General features: G+C 56.7%; 26 protein-coding genes and 1 tRNA gene. 7 read left to right on the top strand and 20 right to left on the bottom strand.

Going from position 1 to position 23,706, the window contains the following annotated elements:
• Positions 1-382: 382 nt before the first annotated feature.
• On the bottom strand, positions 383-1,306 hold the full coding sequence (locus U5J94_RS13775) for a hypothetical protein (RefSeq protein ID WP_322566194.1): 924 nt from the start codon (positions 1,304-1,306) through the stop codon (positions 383-385).
• A 164-nt stretch (positions 1,307-1,470) separates the two neighbouring features.
• Positions 1,471-2,787, bottom strand: a complete 1,317-nt coding sequence (locus U5J94_RS13780; RefSeq protein WP_322566195.1) for an OmpP1/FadL family transporter — start codon at positions 2,785-2,787, stop codon at positions 1,471-1,473.
• Positions 2,788-3,098: 311 nt separating this feature from the next.
• Here U5J94_RS13780 and U5J94_RS13785 point away from each other — a divergent pair, with 311 nt between their 5' ends.
• A complete protein-coding gene (locus U5J94_RS13785) occupies positions 3,099-4,343 on the top strand; it encodes an OmpP1/FadL family transporter (protein ID WP_322566196.1) in 1,245 nt (414 codons plus the stop codon).
• A 157-nt stretch (positions 4,344-4,500) separates the two neighbouring features.
• Here the strand turns inward: U5J94_RS13785 and dsrE2 are convergent, their stop codons facing one another.
• The 4 genes from dsrE2 to U5J94_RS13805 all read right to left on the bottom strand — a co-directional run bounded on the left by dsrE2 (position 4,501) and on the right by U5J94_RS13805 (position 5,760).
• On the bottom strand, positions 4,501-4,977 hold the full coding sequence (gene dsrE2, locus U5J94_RS13790; RefSeq protein ID WP_322566197.1) for a sulfur carrier protein DsrE2: 477 nt from the start codon (positions 4,975-4,977) through the stop codon (positions 4,501-4,503).
• 84 nt (positions 4,978-5,061) lie between these two features.
• On the bottom strand, positions 5,062-5,295 hold the full coding sequence (locus tag U5J94_RS13795) for a sulfurtransferase TusA family protein (RefSeq protein WP_322566198.1): 234 nt from the start codon (positions 5,293-5,295) through the stop codon (positions 5,062-5,064).
• A gap of 140 nt (positions 5,296-5,435) precedes the next feature.
• Positions 5,436-5,627, bottom strand: coding sequence for a rhodanese-like domain-containing protein (locus U5J94_RS13800; protein WP_322566199.1), 192 nt, complete (start codon positions 5,625-5,627; stop codon positions 5,436-5,438).
• The gene (locus U5J94_RS13805) at positions 5,590-5,760 is read right to left on the bottom strand and encodes a rhodanese-like domain-containing protein (protein ID WP_322566200.1); all 171 of its coding nucleotides are present in this window, start codon (positions 5,758-5,760) and stop codon (positions 5,590-5,592) included. The genes U5J94_RS13800 and U5J94_RS13805 overlap by 38 nt, the downstream gene beginning before the upstream one ends.
• Before the next feature lie 210 nt (positions 5,761-5,970).
• Here U5J94_RS13805 and U5J94_RS13810 point away from each other — a divergent pair, with 210 nt between their 5' ends.
• From U5J94_RS13810 to U5J94_RS13835, 6 genes are all read left to right on the top strand, one after another.
• Positions 5,971-7,422: a M48 family metalloprotease gene (locus tag U5J94_RS13810; RefSeq protein ID WP_322566201.1), complete on the top strand. Its 1,452-nt coding sequence runs from the start codon at positions 5,971-5,973 to the stop codon at positions 7,420-7,422.
• A gap of 233 nt (positions 7,423-7,655) precedes the next feature.
• The gene (soxX, locus tag U5J94_RS13815; protein WP_322566202.1) at positions 7,656-8,021 is read left to right on the top strand and encodes a sulfur oxidation c-type cytochrome SoxX; all 366 of its coding nucleotides are present in this window, start codon (positions 7,656-7,658) and stop codon (positions 8,019-8,021) included.
• Between the two features lie 25 nt (positions 8,022-8,046).
• The gene (soxY, locus tag U5J94_RS13820) at positions 8,047-8,511 is read left to right on the top strand and encodes a thiosulfate oxidation carrier protein SoxY (RefSeq protein ID WP_322566203.1); all 465 of its coding nucleotides are present in this window, start codon (positions 8,047-8,049) and stop codon (positions 8,509-8,511) included.
• 39 nt (positions 8,512-8,550) lie between these two features.
• Positions 8,551-8,865 (top strand): thiosulfate oxidation carrier complex protein SoxZ, encoded by a 315-nt coding sequence (soxZ, locus tag U5J94_RS13825; RefSeq protein WP_322564372.1) that lies wholly within the window; start codon positions 8,551-8,553, stop codon positions 8,863-8,865.
• A gap of 39 nt (positions 8,866-8,904) precedes the next feature.
• Positions 8,905-9,795: a sulfur oxidation c-type cytochrome SoxA gene (soxA, locus tag U5J94_RS13830; protein WP_322566204.1), complete on the top strand. Its 891-nt coding sequence runs from the start codon at positions 8,905-8,907 to the stop codon at positions 9,793-9,795.
• A gap of 458 nt (positions 9,796-10,253) precedes the next feature.
• Entirely contained in the window at positions 10,254-12,200 is a 1,947-nt protein-coding gene (locus tag U5J94_RS13835; protein ID WP_322566205.1) for an SLC13 family permease, read from the top strand.
• Positions 12,201-12,510: 310 nt separating this feature from the next.
• On the opposite strand, the gene U5J94_RS13840 is transcribed toward U5J94_RS13835, so the two are convergent.
• The 14 genes from U5J94_RS13840 to ruvC all read right to left on the bottom strand — a co-directional run bounded on the left by U5J94_RS13840 (position 12,511) and on the right by ruvC (position 23,551).
• Positions 12,511-12,586, bottom strand: a tRNA-Lys gene (locus tag U5J94_RS13840).
• A gap of 114 nt (positions 12,587-12,700) precedes the next feature.
• Positions 12,701-13,963, bottom strand: coding sequence for a YeeE/YedE family protein (locus U5J94_RS13845; protein ID WP_322566206.1), 1,263 nt, complete (start codon positions 13,961-13,963; stop codon positions 12,701-12,703).
• 202 nt (positions 13,964-14,165) lie between these two features.
• Positions 14,166-14,840, bottom strand: coding sequence for a 7-cyano-7-deazaguanine synthase QueC (gene queC / locus U5J94_RS13850; protein WP_322566207.1), 675 nt, complete (start codon positions 14,838-14,840; stop codon positions 14,166-14,168).
• A gap of 211 nt (positions 14,841-15,051) precedes the next feature.
• Positions 15,052-15,720: a 7-carboxy-7-deazaguanine synthase QueE gene (queE, locus tag U5J94_RS13855; RefSeq protein WP_322566208.1), complete on the bottom strand. Its 669-nt coding sequence runs from the start codon at positions 15,718-15,720 to the stop codon at positions 15,052-15,054.
• Positions 15,721-16,560: a tol-pal system protein YbgF gene (gene ybgF, locus U5J94_RS13860; RefSeq protein WP_322566209.1), complete on the bottom strand. Its 840-nt coding sequence runs from the start codon at positions 16,558-16,560 to the stop codon at positions 15,721-15,723. It abuts the gene before it with no gap.
• 1 nt (position 16,561) lies between these two features.
• Positions 16,562-17,107, bottom strand: coding sequence for a peptidoglycan-associated lipoprotein Pal (gene pal / locus U5J94_RS13865; protein ID WP_322566210.1), 546 nt, complete (start codon positions 17,105-17,107; stop codon positions 16,562-16,564).
• A gap of 25 nt (positions 17,108-17,132) precedes the next feature.
• Positions 17,133-18,452, bottom strand: a complete 1,320-nt coding sequence (gene tolB / locus U5J94_RS13870) for a Tol-Pal system beta propeller repeat protein TolB (protein WP_322566211.1) — start codon at positions 18,450-18,452, stop codon at positions 17,133-17,135.
• The gene (tolA, locus tag U5J94_RS13875; RefSeq protein WP_322566212.1) at positions 18,452-19,372 is read right to left on the bottom strand and encodes a cell envelope integrity protein TolA; all 921 of its coding nucleotides are present in this window, start codon (positions 19,370-19,372) and stop codon (positions 18,452-18,454) included. Before tolA ends, tolB begins: the two co-directional genes overlap by 1 nt.
• A 2-nt stretch (positions 19,373-19,374) precedes the next feature.
• Positions 19,375-19,815, bottom strand: coding sequence for a protein TolR (tolR, locus tag U5J94_RS13880; protein ID WP_322566213.1), 441 nt, complete (start codon positions 19,813-19,815; stop codon positions 19,375-19,377).
• Positions 19,812-20,495 (bottom strand): protein TolQ, encoded by a 684-nt coding sequence (gene tolQ / locus U5J94_RS13885; RefSeq protein ID WP_322566214.1) that lies wholly within the window; start codon positions 20,493-20,495, stop codon positions 19,812-19,814. The genes tolR and tolQ overlap by 4 nt, the downstream gene beginning before the upstream one ends.
• Before the next feature lie 27 nt (positions 20,496-20,522).
• Positions 20,523-20,921: a tol-pal system-associated acyl-CoA thioesterase gene (gene ybgC, locus U5J94_RS13890; protein WP_322566215.1), complete on the bottom strand. Its 399-nt coding sequence runs from the start codon at positions 20,919-20,921 to the stop codon at positions 20,523-20,525.
• A gap of 178 nt (positions 20,922-21,099) precedes the next feature.
• A complete protein-coding gene (gene ruvB / locus U5J94_RS13895) occupies positions 21,100-22,155 on the bottom strand; it encodes a Holliday junction branch migration DNA helicase RuvB (RefSeq protein WP_322566216.1) in 1,056 nt (351 codons plus the stop codon).
• A 27-nt stretch (positions 22,156-22,182) separates the two neighbouring features.
• Positions 22,183-22,797, bottom strand: coding sequence for a Holliday junction branch migration protein RuvA (gene ruvA / locus U5J94_RS13900; protein ID WP_322566217.1), 615 nt, complete (start codon positions 22,795-22,797; stop codon positions 22,183-22,185).
• A gap of 226 nt (positions 22,798-23,023) precedes the next feature.
• Positions 23,024-23,551, bottom strand: a complete 528-nt coding sequence (gene ruvC / locus U5J94_RS13905; protein WP_322566218.1) for a crossover junction endodeoxyribonuclease RuvC — start codon at positions 23,549-23,551, stop codon at positions 23,024-23,026.
• Between the last annotated feature and the right edge of the window lie 155 nt (positions 23,552-23,706).

The following is a 23,706-nucleotide window of genomic DNA, read 5'->3' on the forward strand; positions in this document are numbered from 1 at the left end:
AGAGCATTACAGTCCAGCGCAGGGTGCGCCCGGGGCTGTCACAGCTCGCGCAAAGAAGCCCTATTCTACCCGATCCGGGGATTTTTTTCATGGCGATCAGGGGTTTTAGTGTAGCGAGAAGCATCACTGCGCTTTCAAGCGGGGATGAATCGCGATGTCTGCTCCCGCACCGGGACTGGATGCCGGGTCGAGCCCGGCATGACGAAAAGCGGCCTGCTCCGTGCGTGCTCAGGCCCACCATTTCGTCAAAATGCCTGTCCCGGAACAAAAAAAAACCCCGACGAAAAACTCGCCGGGGCTGAGTTGGTACGTGGAGGAGGTACCAAATAAGTACAGAGTTTAGCCGTTTTTCTGCGACCTTGTCAGCATTTTTCCCTCCCTGTCACCAGTCATCCCCGCCGGTTTTACCGCCGGCCGCCCGGGTCAGGGCCGTTTCGATGGCCGAGGGGGCACACATGATGGAGGCAAAGCTGTTGCTACCCATCATGGAGAGATCCGGGAAGCTGATGGCAATGCGGAATTCGGCACGTAGCGCATAGGCCTTCTTGCCCTTGACCACGATCTCATACGGCAGATGGCCCAGTGATCGGGTCTCCTTGAAGTCGATGCGTTCCATGATGTACTGGTCACCGGCACACTCGGTCTCGTCGCTGTTGCCCAGGATATTGACGCCAAACACCGTGGCTTCCTGGCCGGGCAGATCGACACGATAGACCGGTTTTACGCCGCCTTTGCCGGCCGAGATCGCCGCCTCGACACGGTTAACGGCTTCCTGGTAGGAGTCATAGCTGGCCAGGTTAAGACGATCATAGAAATAGGGCATCAGCCACTTGTACTGATAATCACGCAAATCCTCGCCGCTGAGTCCCTTTTTGGAACCGTAGGTCTGCTGTTTACCCAGCGCCCCTTCCAGCTGTGCGGCGACCGCCGCCAGATCGCCATCCAGCCGATAGGCATGGGCCAGATAGATCGGGTTGGTATAGGCCACCTGAACATTATCCCCGGTGTCATAGAAAGTCACCCGCTGCGCGGCACCAAACACACCGTAATCGGTTTTGGCCGCGGTGTTTTTCAGTGCCCCACTGGTGATGGCAACGATGGTGGCGTTGTCGTAAGGCGAATACTCTCCAACAATCTCAAAACCCGCATCGGTGAGCTTCTGTTTGGCGGTGCTGAGCGCCGTGGTCATCTCGGCACCCTGGTTGTCGGCCAATACGAAGGGTTTGATCATTGTTTCGGTCTGCGCAACACCTGTTGATAAAAACAGGGCCAGCAGACCGGTGAAGGCAAGTTTCATCGGTTTCATAATTATCCATCCTGAATCTGAATTAATTTGGCAAGTTAATGAAAACATGCACGCCGTGCATACTCTCAAGTAATGTCTGACAAGCTAATGCAAAAGAAAGGGCCATGGATTCACACCCATGGCCCTGTTTACATCCTTGTCACATCAGAGCAATTCCTGATGGCTTAGAACTTCCAGGCCCAGCTGGCTTCCAGTTCCCACTGGGTCATTTCCAGCTCAATGGTCTGGTTAGGCGCTGTTGGCCCCTGGAGCGGGTTGTCACCCTTCACAGAGTTGCTGGGTGCGTACATGGCCGCCAGGTTGAACTCGCTGTCGGCACCGGTCTTCTTGGTCATACCGAAGGTGAAGTGATCTTCCATGACACCCGGCGCCAGGATATTGAACAACACTTCGGAGTCGGGAATCGGCTGATCGCCGTGGTTATACCCCACGCGCCAGGTATAGTCGGCACTGGTGGACCACTGATAACCCAGCTTGTAGACCGTGATGTCTTCCCAGCCGAAGCCGGCGCCATCGTCATCACCAAGCTGCGCGGTCTGGAGATTCGGAAGCATCGGATTGCCGATGGAATTGATATCGCTGTACATGATCTTCTGCACATCAAAGACCACGGTACCGGAGTCGGCCATGTCGTAGGCCAGTCCCAGAGTCCAGGTGGCCGGGATGTTAAAGCCCCCCTGTTCGGCAAACAGCCCCGCGTAATCGTCGAACTCGCCCATCTCCATTTCACTCTGATAGGACGCCGCCAGGGTCAGATTCGGCGCAACTTCGCCCTGATAACCGAGCTTAAAGCCGTAGCCCATGGCTGAGTCAACACCGTTATCGGTCAAGTTATCCGGATCCGAGGAAGCATTGAAACCCGCAGGTCCAAAGCCTTCCAAGCCAGTGGCTTCGAAGCGCTGATAGGCCAGGATGGCACTGGCGCCCCAGGAGGACTTGTCGTCGATCTTGCGCGAGTAGCTAGTGTTAACGAAAAGCTGCTCCAGGTTCACGCCGGCACCGGCCTCACCGCCAAACATGCCACCATAATACGTTCCGGCACCACCGTTTGCGCTATCCGGATAGTCGGTGTTCATGCCGCCGTTACCGTAGACGCTCACGCCCACCGCGCTGTTGGCATCGAGCATCCAGTTACGGCCGAAATGGGGAATCAGAAAGTATTCCGAGTCACTCTCAACGGTTCCCGGCTGTAACTCAAAAGCAGGAAAACCATCATTCGCCGCGCCTTCTACTTTGTACTCACGCTGCGGGCTGAAGATAGCGGCACCCAGATCCATGCGATCGCCGACCCAGACCATGCCGGCCGGGTTGGTGGCGGCGGCCAGGGAATCCTGCGGCAGGGCCACGCCGGCGCCGCCGAGGCCCTTGTTCTTGGTCCCGTAGCCGTGGGCGAAGTAGCCGTTGGTCGCGAAGGCCGCCGTCGGCAGGGCAAGTGCAGCGGCAACGGCTGTCGCGAGCAGTCGTTTGTTGGTTTTCTTCATTGTTTCATCTCCCATGAAAGGTGAAGTGTGGTATTTATAATTTTCTTTAAAGTCACCGGCATGCGGACATGCCTTGATTGTGTTGCGAAGTGACGTTCGTAGTTATTTTTATGCAACGAAAGGTGTTTGCAACTGGCACCGTATCTTTCATGAGGGCATGAATAGTGTCAAGCAGTTTTTATGACGCTATTGATTATGATTATTAGTATATTATTATTTTCTTATTTATAAGCGCTGTATAGTCAGTCCGATAATTCCCCGCTACAGTATTGTGAACAACAAGTAACAACCAAACTCATGGGAGGTCCTTCATGGGCGCACATTATCATTATTCCCGTCTGTCCCGCGCTGTTCTGCTGGGAACGGGGCTTACGCTGATCGGTTCACACGCACTTGCCTCGGGCTTTCGGATTCCGGAAGTCTCGACCGTCGGTACCGCCACCTCCAACGCACTGGTGGCCAACACCCGCGAGACCGGTGCGCTGGCCTATAACCCGGCGGCCATGTCGTTTCACGACGCCAACGCGATCAATGCCGGCCTGACCCGGATCACCTATGAGCCGAGCGTCGACCCGGACAACGGCACCGCAACCGGTTCCACCGGCGAGGATGTGTTTTTAATCCCCAACGCCTATTTCATGGTCGATGGTCACGACAACCTCTCCTTCGGGCTTGCCATCAACGTGCCCTTCGGCCTGGAAACCAAGTGGCCGGCCGGCACGTTTGCGGGTTTCAGTGATATTGGCGCTGGCGCTGCCGAACCGGAACTGAGCCGTATCAAGATGTTCAACATCAATCCCAATATCGCCTGGAAAATTGATGAGACCAGCAGCTTCGCGGTGGGGCTCGACTATTACGATCTGGATGAACTGGTATTCAACACCCATGGTGCCGAACTGAAAGGCCGTGGCGGCGACCTGGGCTGGAATATCGCCTACCAGAAGAAGCTGGACAAACTGACCTTCGGAGCCAGCTATCGCAGTGCCGTGGAAGTCGATGTATCAGGCGTATTCATTGCGCCTCCTGGTTTCGGGTTCCCGCCTATGGCCGCACGAGCCACCCTGGAATTTCCGGATATGTTGCAGGCCGGTGTCCATTATCAGGTCACTGACAGCTTCGGCGTAGAACTGGACGTGGAGCGTACCGGCTGGAGCAGTTTTGACACCATCAAGGTAGTCAACAGCAACGGGGATGAGCTGACCTCCAGCACCAACGACTGGGATGACACCTGGGCCTATCGTCTGGGCGCCATCTATCAGATGAACGCCAAGACCAGGCTGATGTTCGGCTATGCCGCCGACGAGACCCCGCAACCGGACGAGCATTTCTCCGCCCGGGTACCGGATAACGATCGTCAGCTCTACAGCCTGGGTATGACTCACGACTTTGGCAATTGGAATCTGGAACTGGCTTACATGCTGGTAGACGTGGATGATCGCGAAGTCAATTCCAGCGACCCCTATGCGGGCACGGAAGCTAATGGTACCGATGCCTATAACGGCACCTACCAATCCGACTCGGATCTGATCAGCGTCGGGATGAGTATGGAGTTCTAGGACAAAGTTGACAGTCGGCAGATAGCAGTTGGCAGAAAGTCGGAATCAGCTGTTTTTACTGCCAACTGCCATCTGAAGACTGCCAACTTCTCTTTACAAATAAAAAAACCCGAAGCTTATGCTTCGGGTTTTTTCTCTCCCATGATTTGAATTCGATTCAGACGAACAGCGTAATATCCGCATCGCCGGCGAACTCGAAGAACATGGCCGCACCACCATACTCGATTCCATCGATGAAATCGGAATGGTTCATGTCGAACAAATCGACGGTCATCTGACAGGCGATGATCTTGACGTCGGCTTCGACGCATAGATCGCGCAAATCTTCCAGACTGGCAACGCCTTTGGACTTCATCTTGGCTTTCATCATCTTGGTCATCACCGCCTGCATACCGGGGATGGCCGTGCCGATGATCGGGAACCATTTGTCCATACCCATGGGCATCGGCATACCGGGATTGCCCAGCGGGCTGACCTTGACGTTCATTTTCTTCTTCAGCAGTTGCAAGCCGTAGAAGGTAAAGAAGATCTGAACTTCATAGCCCAGTGCGGCCGCGGTGGAGGCCAGAATAAACGGTGGATAGCCCCAATCCAGCGTGCCCTTCGTCGCAATAATGGCAAGTTTTTTAGACATAGTGCACCTCGATTTCTGTCACCTGCCCGTCGGATGTCGGGCACGGTAACAGCTGTATTTATTTATAAATTATTATAGTAATTGTTAACCGGCTTTTTTGATCAGGAAGTAAAACTTACCGCCTTCTTCCTTGGATTCCATCAGCTCATTGCCGGTCTGCTTGGAAAACGCCTCGAAATCCTTCACGGAACCCGGATCGGTGGCGATGATGTGCAGTACCTGACCATCGGACATACCGGCCAGGGATTTTTTTGCACGCAAGATGGGCAGCGGGCAATTCAGGCCTGATGCATCCAGTTCTTGATCGAAGTCAGCCATTTTCATCTCTCCTTCAAGTCATCTGAGTTGGTTTTGGGTTAAAGGTGTTGATTGTATATTAGCAATCAATCTTACACTTATATGACAACTGGATTTAGAACACAAGAATTTCGTGGTAATCCTCTATTGCCGATAGGGCTTCATGTTACTGCCAGACCACTGGATTTCCAGGCCTGAATTCCACCACGCAAGTTATGGACATTATCGAGCCCGCTGGCGGACAAATAGGCACAAGCGTGCGCGGAACGCAGGCCCAGCTGGCAATACAGCACCACCAGTTGCGCCTTGTGTACCTCATCCAATCGTTTGGACAGTTGGGTGCATGGGCGCATTCCGTGCCCCGGGAATGCTTTCCCGCTGCGCCTCGGCCGGATTGCGAATATCAATCAGGCTGACGCCGTGGTCCGTATCCTCCAGCATGCTGGCCAGATCCGCAACCTCGATTTCCTTGAAAACCTGCATCATCTCTCTCCCATGAGATTTGATTTGGATACGCTATAACCATGAGGCAAGCATGGTTATAACAAAACCGGCATAGTCTACTGAAATATTGAAATGAATACGAGTCGAACCCATTAAGCAGTAAGCGGTCTGAGTCTCCAGATTCGTCATCCCGGCCAAATCGCCGTATCATGGGCTGTACCCTGCTAAACACGAGATCTGACGGACGATATTTTGCACCTGTTCAAGACACACCCTGCCTGGTTACTGATCCTCCTGCTGATTGTCTCGCCGGCACGGCTGTCGGCCGCCCCGACGCTGCCCGATATCGGTGACGCGGCGGCCGGTGTCGCCACCCCGACCGAGGAGAAGCGTGTCGGCGAATCGGTCATGCGCAATATCCAGCGCAGCGGACGGATCATCAACGACCCGCTGATCGACAGCTATCTGAATCACCTGGGCTACCGGCTGATCGCCGCCGGCGACAGCGACATGACCGATTTTCATTTTTTTCTGATCGACGCCCCCGACATCAATGCTTTCGCGCTGCCCGGTGGCTATATTGGTATTCACTACGGCCTGATCCTCTCCACCCGGACCGAGAGCGAGCTGGCCTCGGTCATGGCCCATGAAATCGCGCATGTCACCCAGCGCCACCATGCCCGCGCCTACGATTTTGGCAGTGGCAGCAGCCTGCCGGTACTGGCCGCGCTGATTGCCGCCATCGTGCTGGGCGGACAAAGTGGCGAGATGGGCGAAGCCGCGATCGCCTCCATCACTGCCGGCAGCATTCAGAGCCGGATCAACTTTACCCGCGCCAATGAAAAGGAAGCCGATCACCACGGCATCGAACTGCTCGCCAGGGCGGGGTTTGATCCCAACAGCATGGCGAGCTTCTTCGAACAGATGCACAAGGCCAATCGCCTGTACGGCCCGCAAGGTCCCGAGTTTCTGCGCACCCATCCGGTCACCGATACCCGCATCGCTGATGCCCGGGATCGCGCCCGTCAGTATTCGTCCGAATTGACCGAACAGGCCGAGACCTTTCACCTGATGCGCAACCGTATCAAGGTCCTGACCAGCCAACAGCCTGCCGAACTGCGAAACCAGTTCGCCGATAACCTGCAATCGGGGCGTTATCTCAATCAGACCGCTGAGCGTTATGGCTATGTGCTGAGCCTGATGGAAACCGGTGACTACCCGCGAGCCAAAGCCGTTCTGGACAAGCTGCTCGATGAGCAGCCACAACGCATCGCGTTTTTACTGGCCCGGGCCCAGCTGGCGTTTGCCCGCGACGAAATTGATGCAGCACTGACGCACTACCGCGCTGCACTCAAACTCTATCCACAGAACCCCGCACTGACACTGGGTTATGTGGAAAGCCTGCTCGATGCCGAACAGCCCGGGACAGCCAGAGAGGTACTGCGCGATTTTCTGCGCGAGCCGGATCGCAAACCGCGCTTTTATCAACTGCTGGCCGAAGCGGAAGAGAAGCTCGGCAACCCGGCCCGGGCCCAGATCGCCCTGGGCGAATACTATTACCGTACCGGCCTCTCACATCAGGCCATCACCCAGTTCAACCTGGCGCTCAAAAACGACGCGCTGGATTTTTATGACGCCTCACGGGCCGAAGCCCGCCTGCAGGAATTGAAAAACGAAATCGCCGCACTGGAAAATCGCCCCTGACAACCACCCCGGTTTTCATCTACACTGTCGTCAGCAAAATCGTTCAGTTTATCAGTACATTAGCTTTAACTTATTTACTGAAACACACTGAGGGTACTTGCTATTAGGTTCTCAATCTGTATGCTATGAACCTTAACGAGGTATAAGTCTTACTGGTATGGTAAGCGTCCACAATAATAAGACCGTCAGCCTTAAAAACTGACCCCATCTCTAACTTCAATGAGGAGGAGACCATGCGGAAACCCGCTAAACTCATAGCTGCCGCCAGTACTGTCGCTATGTTGCTCGGTTCCATGGCTATCGTGGTACCCGGCACAGCAGTCGCTGCCGATGCAGACACTGGCAAGAAGCTTGCTGAAAATCGTAAGAAAGGCAACTGCTTTGCCTGCCATAGCTACGAAGGCGCCCACCTGCCCGGTAACATCGGTCCGCCGTTGGTTGCCATGAAGGCCCGCTTCCCCGACAAGGACAGGGTGCGTGAACAGATTGCCAATCCGACCAAGTTCAACCCGAACTCAATGATGCCTCCCTTCGGCAAGCACAACATCCTGAGCGAAGAGGAAATTGATCACATCACCGAGTGGGTCTATACCCTTTAATTCCGGCAAGTGGAGGAACCTATCAATGCAACGTAGAACTTTTCTCAAGGGTAGCCTGGCCGGTAGCAGCGTCGCGGTCGCTGTCGGTGCCGGTCTGCTGACCCCCGGCGCGGTCATGGCCGCGTGGCCCAAGCGTGCCTTCGAAACCGAAAGCATGGAAACGGCCATGAATGACCTGTTCGGCAGCGCCCAGGCACAGCCCAGTGATGACATCAGCATCAAGGCCCCGGACATCGCTGAAAACGGCGCCGTGGTCCCGGTCTCCGTCACCACCGGCATCGCCGGTATCGAGGAAATCGCCATCATCGCCGAGAAGAACGGCTCGCCCCTGGCGGCCAACTTCAAGCTGGCCAGCAATGCCAAGGGCTTTGTTTCGACCCGTATCAAGATGGCCAAAACCTCCAATGTGATCGCCGTGGTCAAAGCCGGCGGCAAGGCCTACTCGGCTCGCAAAGAGGTCAAAGTCACTATCGGCGGTTGCGGCGGTTAAGCCCGACCTCGAAACGAATCGATCAAGAGGAACAATATTATGGCTAAGAGTATCCGCGCCCGGGCGACCCTCAAGGGGGACACCGTCACGGTCAAGTCGTTGATTACCCATGTAATGGAAACCGGTATGCGTAAAGACGAGAAAACCGGCAAGAAGATCCCGGCTCACTTCATCCAGGAAGTGACCTGTGCGCACAACGGCAACGAAGTCGTGCTCGCACAGTGGGGGCCGGCTGTCTCCAAGAACCCGTATCTCTCTTACGAGTTCACAGGCGGCAAGTCCGGTGATGACGTTTCCATCAGCTGGGTGGACAACAAGGGTGAGAAAGATTCCCTGACGGTCCAGATCAAGTAATCAACGAGTCAGTCCAACTGGATGACAGGAGTTATAACAATGAGAAAACTGATAATCGCTTTTGCAGCGCTTTCGGTTCTGGGGGGTGCATCTGCTCCGGCAGTCGCCAAGACAGACCCGGCAAGCGACCTCAACGAGTTCCGCCAGTACTTCTACAAGAAGTTCCCTGGCATCAAACTTCAGGAATTCAGCGATGGCATTTATGCCCTCGACCAGGGCCGCCGTGCAGAATGGCAGCTTATGGAAGAATTCCCGTCGTATGAAGATGGTGTCAACAAAGGCCGTGCCATGTTTGAAAAATATGGCCTGGCCAGCTGCTTCAAAAATGGCGGTAAAGGCATCAAACAGCACTACCCCTACTTCGACAAGAAGTCCGGCACCGTGCGTACCCTCGAAGGCGACCTGATGGCCTGCCTGAAGCGCAAAAACGTGGATCTGAAAGCCGAAGGCCTGCGTTTTGGCAAGGGCAACTTCGCTGCCATCGCCGCGTACATGGCGTACACCTCACGGGGTGAGAAGCAGAATGTCGTGGTTCCCAACGACGAGCGTGCTCTGGCCATTTATGAGCGTGGTAAGCAGCACTTCTACGCCAAGCGTGGCCAGCTGAACATGGCCTGTGCCGATTGCCACATCTACAACTCCGGCATGATGGCCCGTGGTAATCTGCTCAGCCCGGCTCTGGGTCAGACCTCGCACTTCCCGGTCTGGCGCCGCAAGTGGGCCAAGGGTAATGAGTCCGGCGTGAAAGGCTTTGGTACCATCCAGCGTCGTTACAACGGCTGCAACAAGCAGGTTCGTGCGCTGCCGATGATGTGGTACAACAAGAAGAAATACAAGTATGAACAGCATCCTGAGTATGTAGCTCTTGAGTACTTCCATACTTACATGAACAACGGCATCCGCCTGAACGGTCCGGCTATTCGCCAGTAAGCGGCAAGCAACATACCGCTAAAAGAAAAGCCCGGCTCTGCCGGGCTTTTTTTTGTCTGCTTATAAAATCCTCACCACGAAGGCTCGAAGACACGAAGGGAAAACGAATACAACCTGTGCCTTCGCGAGATCACCGAATACTGAAGCGACCGCTAGCTTGTGTCTTGTCTGCTGGGGGTAACCTGGGAACCACCGAGACACCGAACACACTGAACTCACCGATACCGATATTTCGGTCACCCGTTACCCGACTGTTTTCAATCAGGGAACAACCGAACGAGCAGGATTTTCTGCTGCCGACTGCCATCTGTCATCTGCCAACTATCTATTCGCTGGCCAACTTTGATGCCCGCCGTGATTCAGGCATAATACCGGCTTTTCCGGCTGGTCGGCCTGTAACGCCCGCGCCTGTCTGCCAATAACCCATCATCTTACTGCGACAAGAGGTCTAATCCGGCATGTCGACTCTCAGCAAGCGTCTCGTGGCTCTGTTCCTGTTTTTCGTCGCCGGGGTAGCTCTCGCTTTTACCGTTCCGAGCACCGAGATCGCCTGGGTGATGGCGTTTCTGCTGCTGACCATTTACCTGTTTGTTTTCGAAATCGTGCCGGTGGATGTCACTGCCGTATCGATTATGATGCTGCTGGGGCTAACCGGGCTCATCGCCCCCGGACTTGGCCTGAGCCAGCCGCTGGTGGATCCGAAAAACCTGTTTCTCGGCTTTGGCAGTAACGCGGTGATTTCCATTATTGCCGTCATGATCATCGGCGCCGGCCTCGACAAGACGGGCCTGATGACCAGCGTGGCAGGCCTTATTCTGAAAATGGGCGGCAGCACCGAAAAACGGATTATTCCCCTGATTTCCGGTACGGTCGGTGTCATTTCCAGCTTTATGCAGAACGTGGGTGCCGCCGCCCTGTTCCTGCCGGTGGTCAGCCGCATTTCGGCGCGCACCAACCTGCCCATGTCGCGGCTACTGATGCCGATGGGTTTCTGTGCGATTCTGGGCGGCACCCTGACCATGGTCGGTTCCAGCCCGGTAATTCTGCTCAATGATCTGCTGTTGACCTCCAATCAGTCACTGCCCGCCGATCAACAGATGGAGACTTTCGGTCTGTTTTCCATCACCCCCATCGGACTGGCGCTGATCACCACCGGTATTCTCTATTTCATCATTGCCGGACGCTTCGTGCTGCCGGTGCGCGACACTGACGGCGCCGAACCCGCCAATACCATGGACTATTTCAATGAGACTTATGGTCTACACGATTACCGGTTTTACGAAGTCAATATCCCGGCTGAAAGCCCGCTGGTGGACACGTCGATCGATGATTTTGAAGTACAATATCATGTTCGCGTGGTGTGCGCGGACATTGGCGATGGCATCCGTGTCGGAACAGACAGTATCGATAGGGCCATCGGAATTACCGCCGGCACCCGTCTTGGGATTCTGGCGTCGGAGCAACTGATTGATCAGCTCGCAGAAGCCAGCCGACTGGAGATACAGCCGGATCTGGACACCTTTGCCGACGTTCTCTCCGCCGGAAAATCGGGCATCGCGGAAATCGTTGTTCCCCCCAGCTCCGAACTGGTGGGAAAAACGGCGCGGGATGTCTGGCTGCGCAAAACCTACGGGTTGTCGCTGCTGGCGATCCACCGTGGCGGGGAGATCGTCAATTACGAAGCGGGCGGTGTACGTAACACGCCTCTGCACGCCGGCGACACGTTGCTGGTGCACACCACCTGGGCCGATCTGGCCCGGGTGGCCAAGGATCATCGCAACTTTGTCGTGGTCACCACCGAATACCCGCATGAAGAGCTGCGCCCGCACAAGCTGGCGCCGGCATTGCTGTTTTTCGGCATCGCCGTGGGGCTGGTGATTTTTTCCGATTTGCGTCTTTCCATCGCCCTGCTGACCGGCGCGGTCGGCATGATCCTCAGTGGGGTGTTGAGCATGGATGAAGCCTATCATTCAGTGAGCTGGAAAACCGTGTTCCTGCTTGCCAGCCTGATTCCGCTGGGGGCGGCGGTGGAAAACTCCGGCACGGCCGCCTGGATCGCCGAACAGACCCTGAACGTGATGGGTGACGTCCCCACCTGGGTGCTGCAAACCATCATCGCTATTCTGGCGACTTTCTTTACCCTGGTTATGTCGAATGTCGGCGCCACAGTCCTGCTGGTGCCGCTGGCCGTTAACATCGCCATCGGCGCTGGCGCCGATCCGGCGGTATTCGCCCTGACCGTCGCCATCGCCACCTCCAACTCGTTTTTGATCCCGACCCACCAGGTCAACGCCCTGATCATGGGACCGGGCGGCTACCGCGTACCCGACTACATGCGCGCCGGCGGCATCATGACCGTGCTGTTCCTGCTGGTCTCGATCCCGATGCTGAACCTGGTGTTCTAAAGGGCTGAGGTGCAAGTAGGCAGTTTGCAGTTGGCAGATAGCCGACTGTTCGAATGTCCTCGTTATGCCGGTAGACGTCTGGACCAACGCTAAACCGCAAACAATAAAACCAACGGGGCTGGTTTTCTCTACCTCGTAGCGACTCTGCGAGAGGTAGCTGGCTGCCAACTGCCTACTCGTCTCAGCACTCAGCACTCAGCACTCAGCACTAGCCTAGTACCTAGAAACTAGCCCCTGTAAATAAATAACGGGAAATTGAGCACTTCGCGAAGACAAGAAAAAAGGGCTACCCGCTGGGATAGCCCTGATATGGTGGGACGTGAAGGACTCGAACCTTCGACCAGCCGGTTAAAAGCCGGATGCTCTACCAACTGAGCTAACGTCCCGGAGAACCTGTCACAGGCCCTGTGAGGGCCGGATGTAACAGGAAGCGCGCATTTTACCGGACTCACCGGGAATGGCAACCCCGTCCCCGGTGAACCACAGGCCGGCTGTCAGTCTCAGACAGCCTCCAGTTTGCGCATGCCCTCGGGCAGCAGCTTGAAGTCCACCAGCGCGGTCACGAACGCCTTGGCGAAGCTGGCTTCATCCTCGTAGACCATCTTGTAATACTGGATCTTCATGGTCATGGCGCTGCCCAGCACGATGCCGCCGAAGGCCAGGAAGGAACCCAGGGCCAGAGTGGAGACGCCGGTAATCGCCTGGCCGACGGTGCAGCCCAGGGCCAGTACGCCGCCGATGCCCATCAGGGCCCCGCCGATCACGTGGTTGATAAAGTCGCGGAAATTGACGAACCATTCAACCCGGAACCCCCGGGAAATGATGGCCCAGAACAGGGAACCCAGGATCACGCCGAATACCGCCATCACCCCGAACGTCAGGTAACGGCTGGCAAAGCCCTCGGAGGCATACCCCAGAGTCTGGCCGACAGGATTGATAAAGGTATAGGATTGGGTCCCGACCGAGCGCGGTGGCTGACCCGACTCCATGAAGCTCCAGTTATTGGGCTCGGCATAGCCCGACCAGGTGAAGGTTTCACCCCCGACATCGATGATCGCGGCGTCAGTCACATACCAGGCCCCCAGTATGGCCAGGCCGACAACCGCGCCGCCCAGGATATTATCGAAACTCTTGCGAAAATCCGCCGACTTGAACAAAACCCAGGCCAGCAAAGCGACCAGTAACAACCCGACCACAACACGGGTGACACCGGCTTCGCTGCCAAAGGCACGACCGAGCAGCGTCCCCAGATCCTGCTGGGAAGCCAGCGAGACCGTAGTCGGGTTGGTCCAGGGGTAGAACAGGAGGGAATAAATGGTCTGGTCGGTGCCCGGGAATGGGTTGAGCATGAAATAGGCACAGACGGCGATAGCCGCAAACACAATAATCGACTTGATATTGCCGCCGCCGATCCGGATCAGGGTCTTGCTGCCACAGCCGCTGCCATAGGTCATACCGATCCCGAACAGGACACCGCCCAGGATATATTCCAGCCAGGCAAAGTTGCTACCCCGATACGGCGGCACGGTTTGATCGACGCTGATCAATCCACTACCTTCGATAATAGCCACACCAAGCATGGCCACGGCAATGGCCAGCAGCCAGGCCCGGAACCGGCCGCTGTCGCCCATGTTGACCATGTCGGAGACCGAGCCCATGGTGCAGAAATTGGTTTTGTTGACGACCGCGCCCATAATGAAGGCAATGGCAAAGCCCAGCCACAATATCGTCCAGTGCGCGTCGGCAAAGCTTTCAAATGTCATGATACAACCCTCTCGATTTACGCAAGATATTATTTGTCCGCAGTCCGCGGGTGCCCCAGGCCCGACCGGTACCTCCTCCGCACAAGTCCGACCAAATGGCGGCATTGTACGGACTTCCCCCAAAAGTGACCAGTTTCACAACCCCGCACTTCACCACCGGTGCATTTTGCACCTTAATATAAGTGAATGATTTATATAAGATTCAGATCTGGTAGCAGGTCGGATCCGGGATATCGGTGGCCTCAAAGCCGGCCTTGCGCAAACGGCAGGCGTCACAGCGGCCACAGGCGCGGCATTGCGCGTCAGGCGCATAGCAAGAGATCGTCAGGCCGTAATCGACTCCGAGGCGCGCTCCTTCGCGGATAATCTCCGACTTGCTCAGGCGAATCAACGGCGCCTCGATCCGAATCGGCCGGCCCTCGACCCCGCGTCGGGTAGCCAGATCGGCCAGTCGCTGGTAGGCGTCGATATACTCGGGCCGACAATCCGGATAGCCAGAGTAATCGACCGCGTTGACCCCAATAAAAATGGACTCGGCGTCCAGTACCTCAGCCCAGCCCAACGCCAGGGAGAGAAACACCGTGTTGCGGGCCGGCACATAGGTCACCGGAATCCCCTCCCCGACGCCTTCATCCGGCACATCGATATTCTCATCGGTCAGCGCCGAGCCACCCAGATCGTTCATGTTCAGCTGCAGCAACTTGTGCTCGACCGCCCCGAGTAACCGGGCCACCTGCTGCGCGGCTTCCAGCTCGCACTTATGGCGCTGGCCGTAATCGAAACTGATCGCATAACAGTCATACCCCTGCTCGCGGGCCAGCGCCAGCGCCGTCGCCGAATCCAGCCCGCCCGACACCAGCACCACCGCTTTTTTCATAACCTTATCCTCATAATAATTTCAACGCAGAGGCGCGGAGGCATTCAGAAAATTTTGAATTTTGAATGTTGAATGTTGAATTTTCAATTCACATATGTCGGACTCGGAAACGCAAACATATTAAACCGCTTCCAGAAGCATGTCCTGCTATCTGATACTTTATAATTTATTGCCAATTCAACATTCAACATTCAAAATTCAAAATTTTCTTTCAACGTCCCGGCTCGTCGCCCCACAGGAGTTTGTGCAGTTGCAGTTGAAAGCGCACGGGCAGCTGGTCCTGCAGGATCCAGTCGGCCAGTTGGGCGGGCTTGAGAGTTTCGAACACCGGCGAGAACAGCACTTCGCAACGCCCGGCCAGGTTGTACTTGCGCAGCATTTCCACCGCCCAGTCGTAATCAGCCCTGTCGCCAATGACGAATTTCACCTGATCCTGCGGATTCAGGCAGTCGAGATTGGTATACAGGTTCTTGTCATTCTCACCGGAAGAAGGCGTTTTCAGATCCATCACCTTGATCACCCGCGGATCCAGCTGGCAGACATCCAGGGCGCCGGAGGTTTCCAGACTGACACTGTAACCGTGATCGCACAGTTGGGTGAGCAGGGCCGGACAGTTTTTCTGTGCCAGGGGTTCGCCGCCGGTCACGGTGATGTGGCGGGTGTTATAACGGCGCACTTCGGCGAGGATATCGGACAGCTCATACCATTGCCCGCCGCTGAAGGCGTAGCTGGTATCGCAATAACCGCAGCGCAGGGGACAGCCGGTCAGGCGAATGAATACCGTCGGCAGACCGACCTGGCAGGCCTCGCCCTGCAGGGAATAGAATATCTCGGTGATTCGCAGGCGATCACCGGCGGCGTTGACCGTGTTCTGTGACATTTACCCGTTGCTCAGTTTGGCACGGATTTTCTGCAACAGATTGCGGGCCTGGCTCGCTTCGGTGGTGCCCGCATAGTCGTCGGCCAGCTGCTCGAGGATATCCCGTGCCGCCTGATACTCCTGCAACTGATTATAGCTGTAACCAATCTTGAGCATGGCTTCGGCCACCTTGGGGCTATCGGGATAATGCTCGATCAGACTTTTATAATCACCGATTGCCGCGCGGAAATTGCGCTGCGCGTAGTTGGCCTCGCCCAACCAGTAGCGGGCGATATGGGCATAACGCCCGTCAGGATAGTTCTGTAAAAATTTGCCAAACGCGGCAATGGCCTTGTCATATTCCAGCTCGCGCAACAGGTTAAAGGCTTCCTTATAGGCCTCCTGTTCTGTCTTGTTGACGGAAAGCGGCACTTCCCGGGCGCCCCCGGCAGCCGGCCGGGGCGTCTCCGTCATGCCGGTGCCAGTGCGCGGGACGGATTTGGGCGTGGAGGCGGATCGACCATCGGAACCGGCTGGCGGAGTCCCGGACTGTTCACGAGCATCGCCGCGCTCAATCTGTAACAAGCGACGATCGAGATCGATATACAATTCACGTTGGCGCTTTTTCAGCTGCTCGATAGTATGGGTCTGTTCCTCGTTCTGACCACGCAATTCGCGAACTTCCTGCTCCAGACTGTTCAGGCGGATGAGAATATCCGCCAGCCCCTGGCTGTCGACCAGCCGTTCCAGCCGCTCCAACCGTTGTTCAGTTGATCGATTGCCGCTGTCCTGCGCCAGGGCGGGCGTCGATATCACACCGACCAGAAGCAACAACAAGCCACGATAATACAGAGTTTTCATATCAAAACCCGGAGTAAAGGATCTCGACCCGCCGGTTCAGACGCCAGGCCGATTCATTATGTTCCAATGCCACCGGACGCTCCTCGCCAAAGCTGATCACCTGGATCTGTTCGGATGACACACCCTGCACTTGCAACAATTGCTCCACCGCCTGTGCCCGGCGTTCGCCCAGCGCCAGATTGTATTCCCGGGTACCGCGCTCATCGGCATGCCCTTCCAGAACCACATCGACATCGGGATTACGGCTCAAAAAAGCCGCATGAGCATCGATCACTTCGCGTTGTTCGTCAGTGATCTTGCTGCTGTCAAAATCAAAATAGAGAACCCGTTTGGAGAGCGGACTGTCCGGATCGTTCAGCTCTTCCATCCGGGCGCCGCGGCCAAGGTCCCCGGCGAACCGCCGATCACCCTCCTCCTGTGTCGTTTCCGCGTCACGGCTATCGGCTGCCCCCTCGTCGCCGGGGGGTTTGACCGGGCCAAAGCGACATCCACCCAGAGTCAACAGGACTGAAAGCAATACAAGATAAGTCAGAAACTGGCGCATCATATTCTCCTTGGATGTTTTCCCGTGATTATTCGGGCCGCATTGGCGACCAGGCCGGTTCGCGCACATCACCCTGTTGCAAACTCAGTCGCTGCTGAGCACGCCCGTCGACCGACACGGCAGCAAGGATACCGCGATAATTTGCCTCGGTTGCATAGATAATCATACTACCATTTGGCGCAAAACTGGGCGACTCATCCAGCCGCGAATCGGTTAATACCCGGAACAGTCCGCTGTCCCGATCCAGAACCCCGATCCGGAAATTGCCCTCCTCCCGGTGCACCATGGCGATATGCCGCCCGTCCGGCGCGACACTGGCGCGCGCATTATAACGGCCCTGGAAGGTCAGCCGCCCGGGCCGATTGGTCGGACGCATCTCGTTGTTCAGCATCACCTCGTACAGCTGTGGTGAGCCGCCGCGATCCGAGGTAAATACCAGTCCCTTGCCATCAGGCAGCCAGGCCGGTTCGGTATCGATCGCCCTGTTGCGGGTAATCCGCTGCAATGACCGGCTTTCGATATGCATCACATAGATTTCCGGATTGCCGTCGCGCGACAGGGTCATGGCCAGATATTTGCCATCCGGCGACCAGGCCGGGGAACTGTTCAGGCCGTTAAACGCCGCAAGCCGCCGATTCTCACCGCTGACAATATTCTGTATATAGATCTCCGAGCGTCCGCGGGCGAAAGAGACGAAGACCAGCTGCTTGCCATCCGGGGACCAGCCTGGCGAAAGCACCGGCTGACGGGATTGATAGACAATCTGTTCATTGTGCCCGTCGGAGTCGGCGATGGCCAGTTGATAAGTCGGTTTATCGGTCCGATCGCCGGTTACGGTGATATAGGCGATAAAGGTATCGAACGCGCCGCGCTTGCCGGTAATCTTTTGATAGATGATATCGCTGATCTGATGGGCCGTACGCCGCAGTCCCGTCTCCCCGGTGCGCATGCTGTAACCGGCCAGTTGCTGTCGTCGGTTCACATCCAGCAGTTGGAACTGCACGGTATAACTGCCGTCCTCGCGTGGCAACACTTTGCCGACAACCAGATGATTGACCTTCAATGCCCGCCAGTCGGTATAGTTGACTTGCGACGCCTGATGCGGACGGGCAATCAGATCACTTTTATCCAGTGGCCGGAAAAAACCGCTGCGCTGCAGATCGGCGGCAACAATGCCATCAATCTGCTCGGGTGCCTCACCCTCTCCCCCCCAGGCAAAGGGCACCACGGCGATCGGCATGGCATCGTCCGCCCCCTGGGTGATCTCGATGGTCAGGACAGCCCGGGCCGGTAAACTGATCAACAGCCACAGTGTCGTGAACAGACAAGCTCGCTTAATCCAGTTCATCAGCGTTTATCCTCCGGCGCAAAAACAAATTCGATTTCCCGGAACTCGTCAAACAGTCCCGAATCCACACCGGGAACCGGCAGGGGCGCCGCGCTGTAGACCGCATCTTCCACCGATCGATCAAACGCGGCATCGCCGCTCCTTTGGGTAATTCTCACGTTGGCCACTTCGCCCCCGGGTAATAATCTCACCACAATTTCACAACGCATGCCACTGCCGGCCGTGGCGGGTATCCGCCAATGCCGGGTAATACTCTCCTTGATCCGGCTTTTATACCGGTTAATTTCATCACCATGGCGCGCCAGCCACTCACGGCGTGCCTGGGCCTCGGCTTCCGCTTCCAGTTCCGCCTGCAGTTCCTGCTCACGGCGTTTCTGTTCCTCTGCCTCGCGCGCCTTACGTGCCTCTTCTTCGCGCCGTTCTTGTTCCTCCGCCTCGCGTCGTTTACGCGCCTCTTCCTCGCGCCGCTTTTGTTCCTCCGCCTCGCGCTGCTTGCGCGCTTCCTCCTCTTTACGACGTTGCTCTTCTTCCGCCTCACGCTGCTTTTTCAGTTCGGCCTGACGTTGTGCTTCCGCTTCCATGCGTTTCTTCTCCTCCGCCTTCTCGCGTTGCCGCCGCGCCGCTTCCTCGCGGCGTTTTTTTGCTTCTGCTTCACGCTGTTTTTTCAGTTCGGCCTGACGCCGGCGTTCCTGCTCGGCCTGGCGTTTTTTCTCTTCCGCTTCGCGCAGTCGTTGTTCCCTGGCTTCAAACTCCCGCTCGTTAACCGCCCTGGCCTCGATGACCTCTATCTCTTCTTGCTTGCCGGAAGCGGCCTCCTCGGTGGGCCAGTCGATGTTGATCATCAACACCACCACCAGCAACACATGCACCAGCACGGCAGCCAGCACCGCCAGCGGAGAACTTTTGATAATTTGCCACATACTCAGTTATCAGACTCATCCGGCGAGCGGGTGACCAGGCCCAGATCCCTGACGCCCGCCTCCTGCAAGGTTGCCATCACCGCCACCACGTGGCCATAACTGGCATCCCGATCACCCTTGATATAAACCGTCTTGTCGCTGCGCTGGCGCAATACCGCCCTGACGCGTTGTACCAGCGCCTCGGCTGCCAACGGCGTATCGGTTTGTTCCCCCAGGTTAAGAAAATAATCGCCCTCGCGATTGACCGACACCACCAGAGGTTCTTCCTGCGTCTCTTCCAGCGTTCTGGCCCCGCTTTGGGGCAGGCTGACCTCGACACCCTGGCTCAGCAGAGGTGCGGTGACCATAAAAATAATCAGCAACACCAGCATGACATCAATGTAGGGCACCACATTGATCTCGGACATACGCTTGTGTTTGACGCGTCCTGCGATAACCCTCATGACTGACCTGTTTCCATGCTGGTATGGGTCTGACGCTGCAGGATGGAGGAGAATTCCTCGGCGAAAATATCGTAGCGGCTGATCAACCGTTCCACGTCATTGGAATAACGGTTATAGGCCACCACCGCCGGTATGGCGGCAAACAGTCCCATCGCCGTGGCAATCAATGCTTCGGCGATACCCGGCGCGACCGTGGCAATGGTGGCCTGCCTGACAGCACCCAATCCCATGAAGGCATTCATGATGCCCCAGACCGTGCCGAACAGTCCGACATAGGGGCTGGTGGAACCCACCGTCGCCAGAAACGACAAATGATGTTCCAGCCGATCGATTTCGCGATTGAGCGCCACCCGCATGGCCCGTTGCGTGCCCTCGACAACCGCGCTCAGTTCCACGTTACGGCTTTTGCGCAGGTGAGCAAACTCCCGGAAACCGGCTTCGAAAATCAGTTCCATGCCATCCAGTTGATTCCGGCGACCGGACAGGCGCTTGTACAACTCACCCAGGTCGACGCCGGACCAGAAGCGTCGCTCGAACTGATCGGCCCCGGCCCGCGCCCGTTTTATAACGGAATATTTGAAAAAGATCAGGGTCCAGGATAGTACCGATACCACCAGCAGTAACAGCATGACCAGTTGAACGACGAAACTGGCGTCAAGAATCAGATGAGTTAATGACATTTCAGGCAAACTGTTATCCCCCGGCGGTTAAAGTTGTTGTTGCAGCGGAGCCGGAATAGCACGTGGCTTGAAACTGTTCGCTTCGAGACTGGCGATTTTAACTTCACCGTCACACAACAGGATATTGTCCGACTCACGACGAATGGCTTGTGCAAAGGTCAGGCTGGCCTTACCGGTTTCCATCACCTTGACGCTGACCACGAGTCTGTCGTTAAACCGCGCCGGCTGCCGGTAATCCACCTGTACCCGACGCACAGCAAATAGGACATTGTGTTGCGCAATGAGTTCATCCTGTTCAAAGCCCAGCTTGCGCAACCACTCGGTACGGGCCCGTTCCATGAACCTGAGATAATTGGCGTAATACACCACGCCGCCGGCATCCGTATCTTCGTAATAAACCCGCACCGGCCATAGGAACTCGTTCACGCTTCAATTACTCCCAGAAATATTTCACCGCAGAGAAAGAAATAATTTTGAATTCTAAATGTTGAATTTTGAATTAAATCTGACTCTGCAATTCAAAATTTAAAATTTAAAATTTAAAATTCAACATTCAACATTCAACATTATATTCTGCCGTCTCTGCGGTAAAAAAGCTTTTCGCTTAATCCTTTTGACTGTCGAACATATCCAGGGAGGCGGCGGCCGCAGGCTCTGTCGTCGGCGCGGGCAGGCCGAAGTGGAGATAGGCGTGGCGGGTCGCTATGCGCCCGCGCGGGGTGCGCATCATAAAACCCTGTTGAATCAGATAAGGTTCGAGCACATCCTCGATCGTGCCGCGCTCCTCGCCGATGGCCGACGCCAGATTGTCGATACCCACCGGACCGCCGCCGAATTTCTCGATAATGGTCAGCAACAGTTTGCGATCCATCATGTCAAAACCGTGATTGTCCACATCCAGCATATCCAGCGCCTGATGGGCTACAGCGGCGCTGATGCGCCCGTCAGCCTTGACCTGGGCGTAATCGCGGACCCGGCGCAATAGCCGGTTGGTAATCCGCGGCGTGCCCCGGGAGCGGCGGGCGATCTCCAGCGCCCCCTCGGGTTCGAGCTCCACCTCCAGAATCTGCGCGGAACGGCGCACGATACGGATCAAATCCTCGGGACTGTAGAATTCCAGCCGCTGCACGATGCCGAAGCGATCCCGTAGCGGCGAGGTGAGCAGGCCGGCACGGGTGGTGGCACCGACCAGGGTAAATGGCGGCAGATCCAGCTTGATCGAGCGGGCCGCCGGCCCCTCGCCGATCATGATATCGATCTGGTAGTCCTCCATGGCCGGATAGAGGATCTCCTCCACCACTGGACTGAGACGGTGAATTTCGTCCACGAACAGCACATCATGGGGCTCCAGATTGGTCAGCAACGCCGCCAGGTCACCGGGGCGCTCCAGCACCGGGCCGGAGGAGTGCTTCATGCTCACACCCAGCTCGTTGGCGATGATGTGCGACAGGGTGGTCTTGCCCAGCCCGGGCGGGCCGAAGATCAGCACATGATCCAGCGATTCGCCGCGGCTACGCGCCGCCTCGATGAAAATCCCCATCTGCTCGCACACCGCCGCCTGGCCTACATAATCGGCCAGCCTGGCCGGCCGGATGGCCCGGTCCAGGGCATCCTCGGTACCCTGCTGCCGGGCGGCGATAAGGCGATCGTTGTCAATCATGGCTGCGATAAGTCTTTGTTTATATAATCAACGGCTTACGGCCGCCTTGAGCGCGGCGCGAATGATATCTTCACTGTTTCGCCCCTCGCTGTCCACCGACTGCACCATGCGGCTGGCCTCCGGGGGTTTATAGCCCAGGGCGATCAGGGCACTGACCGCCTCGCGATCGGCCTCCCGTGAACCGGCCGCCGGCGGCCGCTGCACAGTGCCGTCGGCCGGGGCCGGGCTGTCGCTCTCCCAGTCGGCCAGCCGGTCCCGCATCTCCATGATCAACCGCTCGGCGGTCTTTTTGCCGACCCCCGGCAACTGCACCAGAGTGCGGCTGTCGTCATCATGAACACAGCGGGCAAATTCATCGGCGCTCATTCCCGAGAGGATCGCCAGCGCCAGCTTCGCTCCGACCCCGTTGACCCGGATCAGGCTGCGAAACAGCCGTCGCTCGTGCTCGCTGGCAAAGCCGTACAGCTGCTGGGCATCCTCGCGCACCACCAGATGGGTGTGCAGGATCACCGGCTGCGCCACCTCCGGCAGCTGGTAAAAGGTCGACATGGGCGCCTCGATTTCATATCCCACCCCGTGCACATCCACCAGCAGTTGCGGTGGCTGCTTGCTGACCAGAATCCCCTGAATACGCCCGATCACCTGTTCACTCCTGCCTCGATTTTGTCTAACTGTACCACTTATCCACACCGCTGGGATTAACGCAGAGTTCGCGGAGGCGCAGAGACGCGGAGGAAAAGAATATCTGAATCTGGCACACGGTGAACCGCCTCACAGGCATATTTATCGGGTCAAAACCTGAAACAGGTTCATGTTCCTCTGCGGCTCCGCGCCTCTGCGTCCTCCGCGTTAATTTCCAGAGTTTTTTCTAACGCCGCCGCCGCAAACGGCGCATCCCCGACGGCAACCGGGGCGATAATTGTTGCATGGTCTGGCGCAAATGGGCATGGCAAAGTGCCGTGGCGAGGGCATCGGCGGCATCCTCCTGGGGCAGTTTGTTGAGACCCAGCAGATGCTGAACCATATGCTGGACCTGCGCCTTGGCGGCATTGCCTTTGCCGACGATGGCTTTTTTGATTTCCGTCGGGCTGTATTCGCTCAGCGGTAGCGAGCGCAGGGCCACGGTACTGATGGCCGCGCCGCGGGCCTGGCCCAGTTTGAGCGCCGAATCGGGATTGCGGTGCATGAACACCTGCTCGATCGCCACTTCCTGCGGCTGATGTTCCTCAAGCAGGGCATCCAGCCCCTGACAAATGGTCTTCAGGCGAGTATCCAGCGTGCCCTCCACGGTACGGATGCAGCCGCTGCCGATCCACAGGACGCGCGATCCCTGCATCTCGATGATGCCAAAACCGGTCAGCCGGGAACCGGGATCAATGCCCAGAATGCGTGTCATAACAAAAAGATACAGGATACCAGCAGCGGAGAAAACGGTTTTCAGGCTGCTTCGACGTCCGAGGCAGCTCAGAGGTCGGCTTTTTAACGCAGAGATATTCGGGCAATTTTGAATTTTTAATGTTGAATTTTGAATGGAATCTGGGTTTGCAATTT

It is taken from the genome of Thiohalophilus sp. (assembly GCF_034522235.1).
Classification (GTDB): domain Bacteria; phylum Pseudomonadota; class Gammaproteobacteria; order UBA6429; family Thiohalophilaceae; genus Thiohalophilus.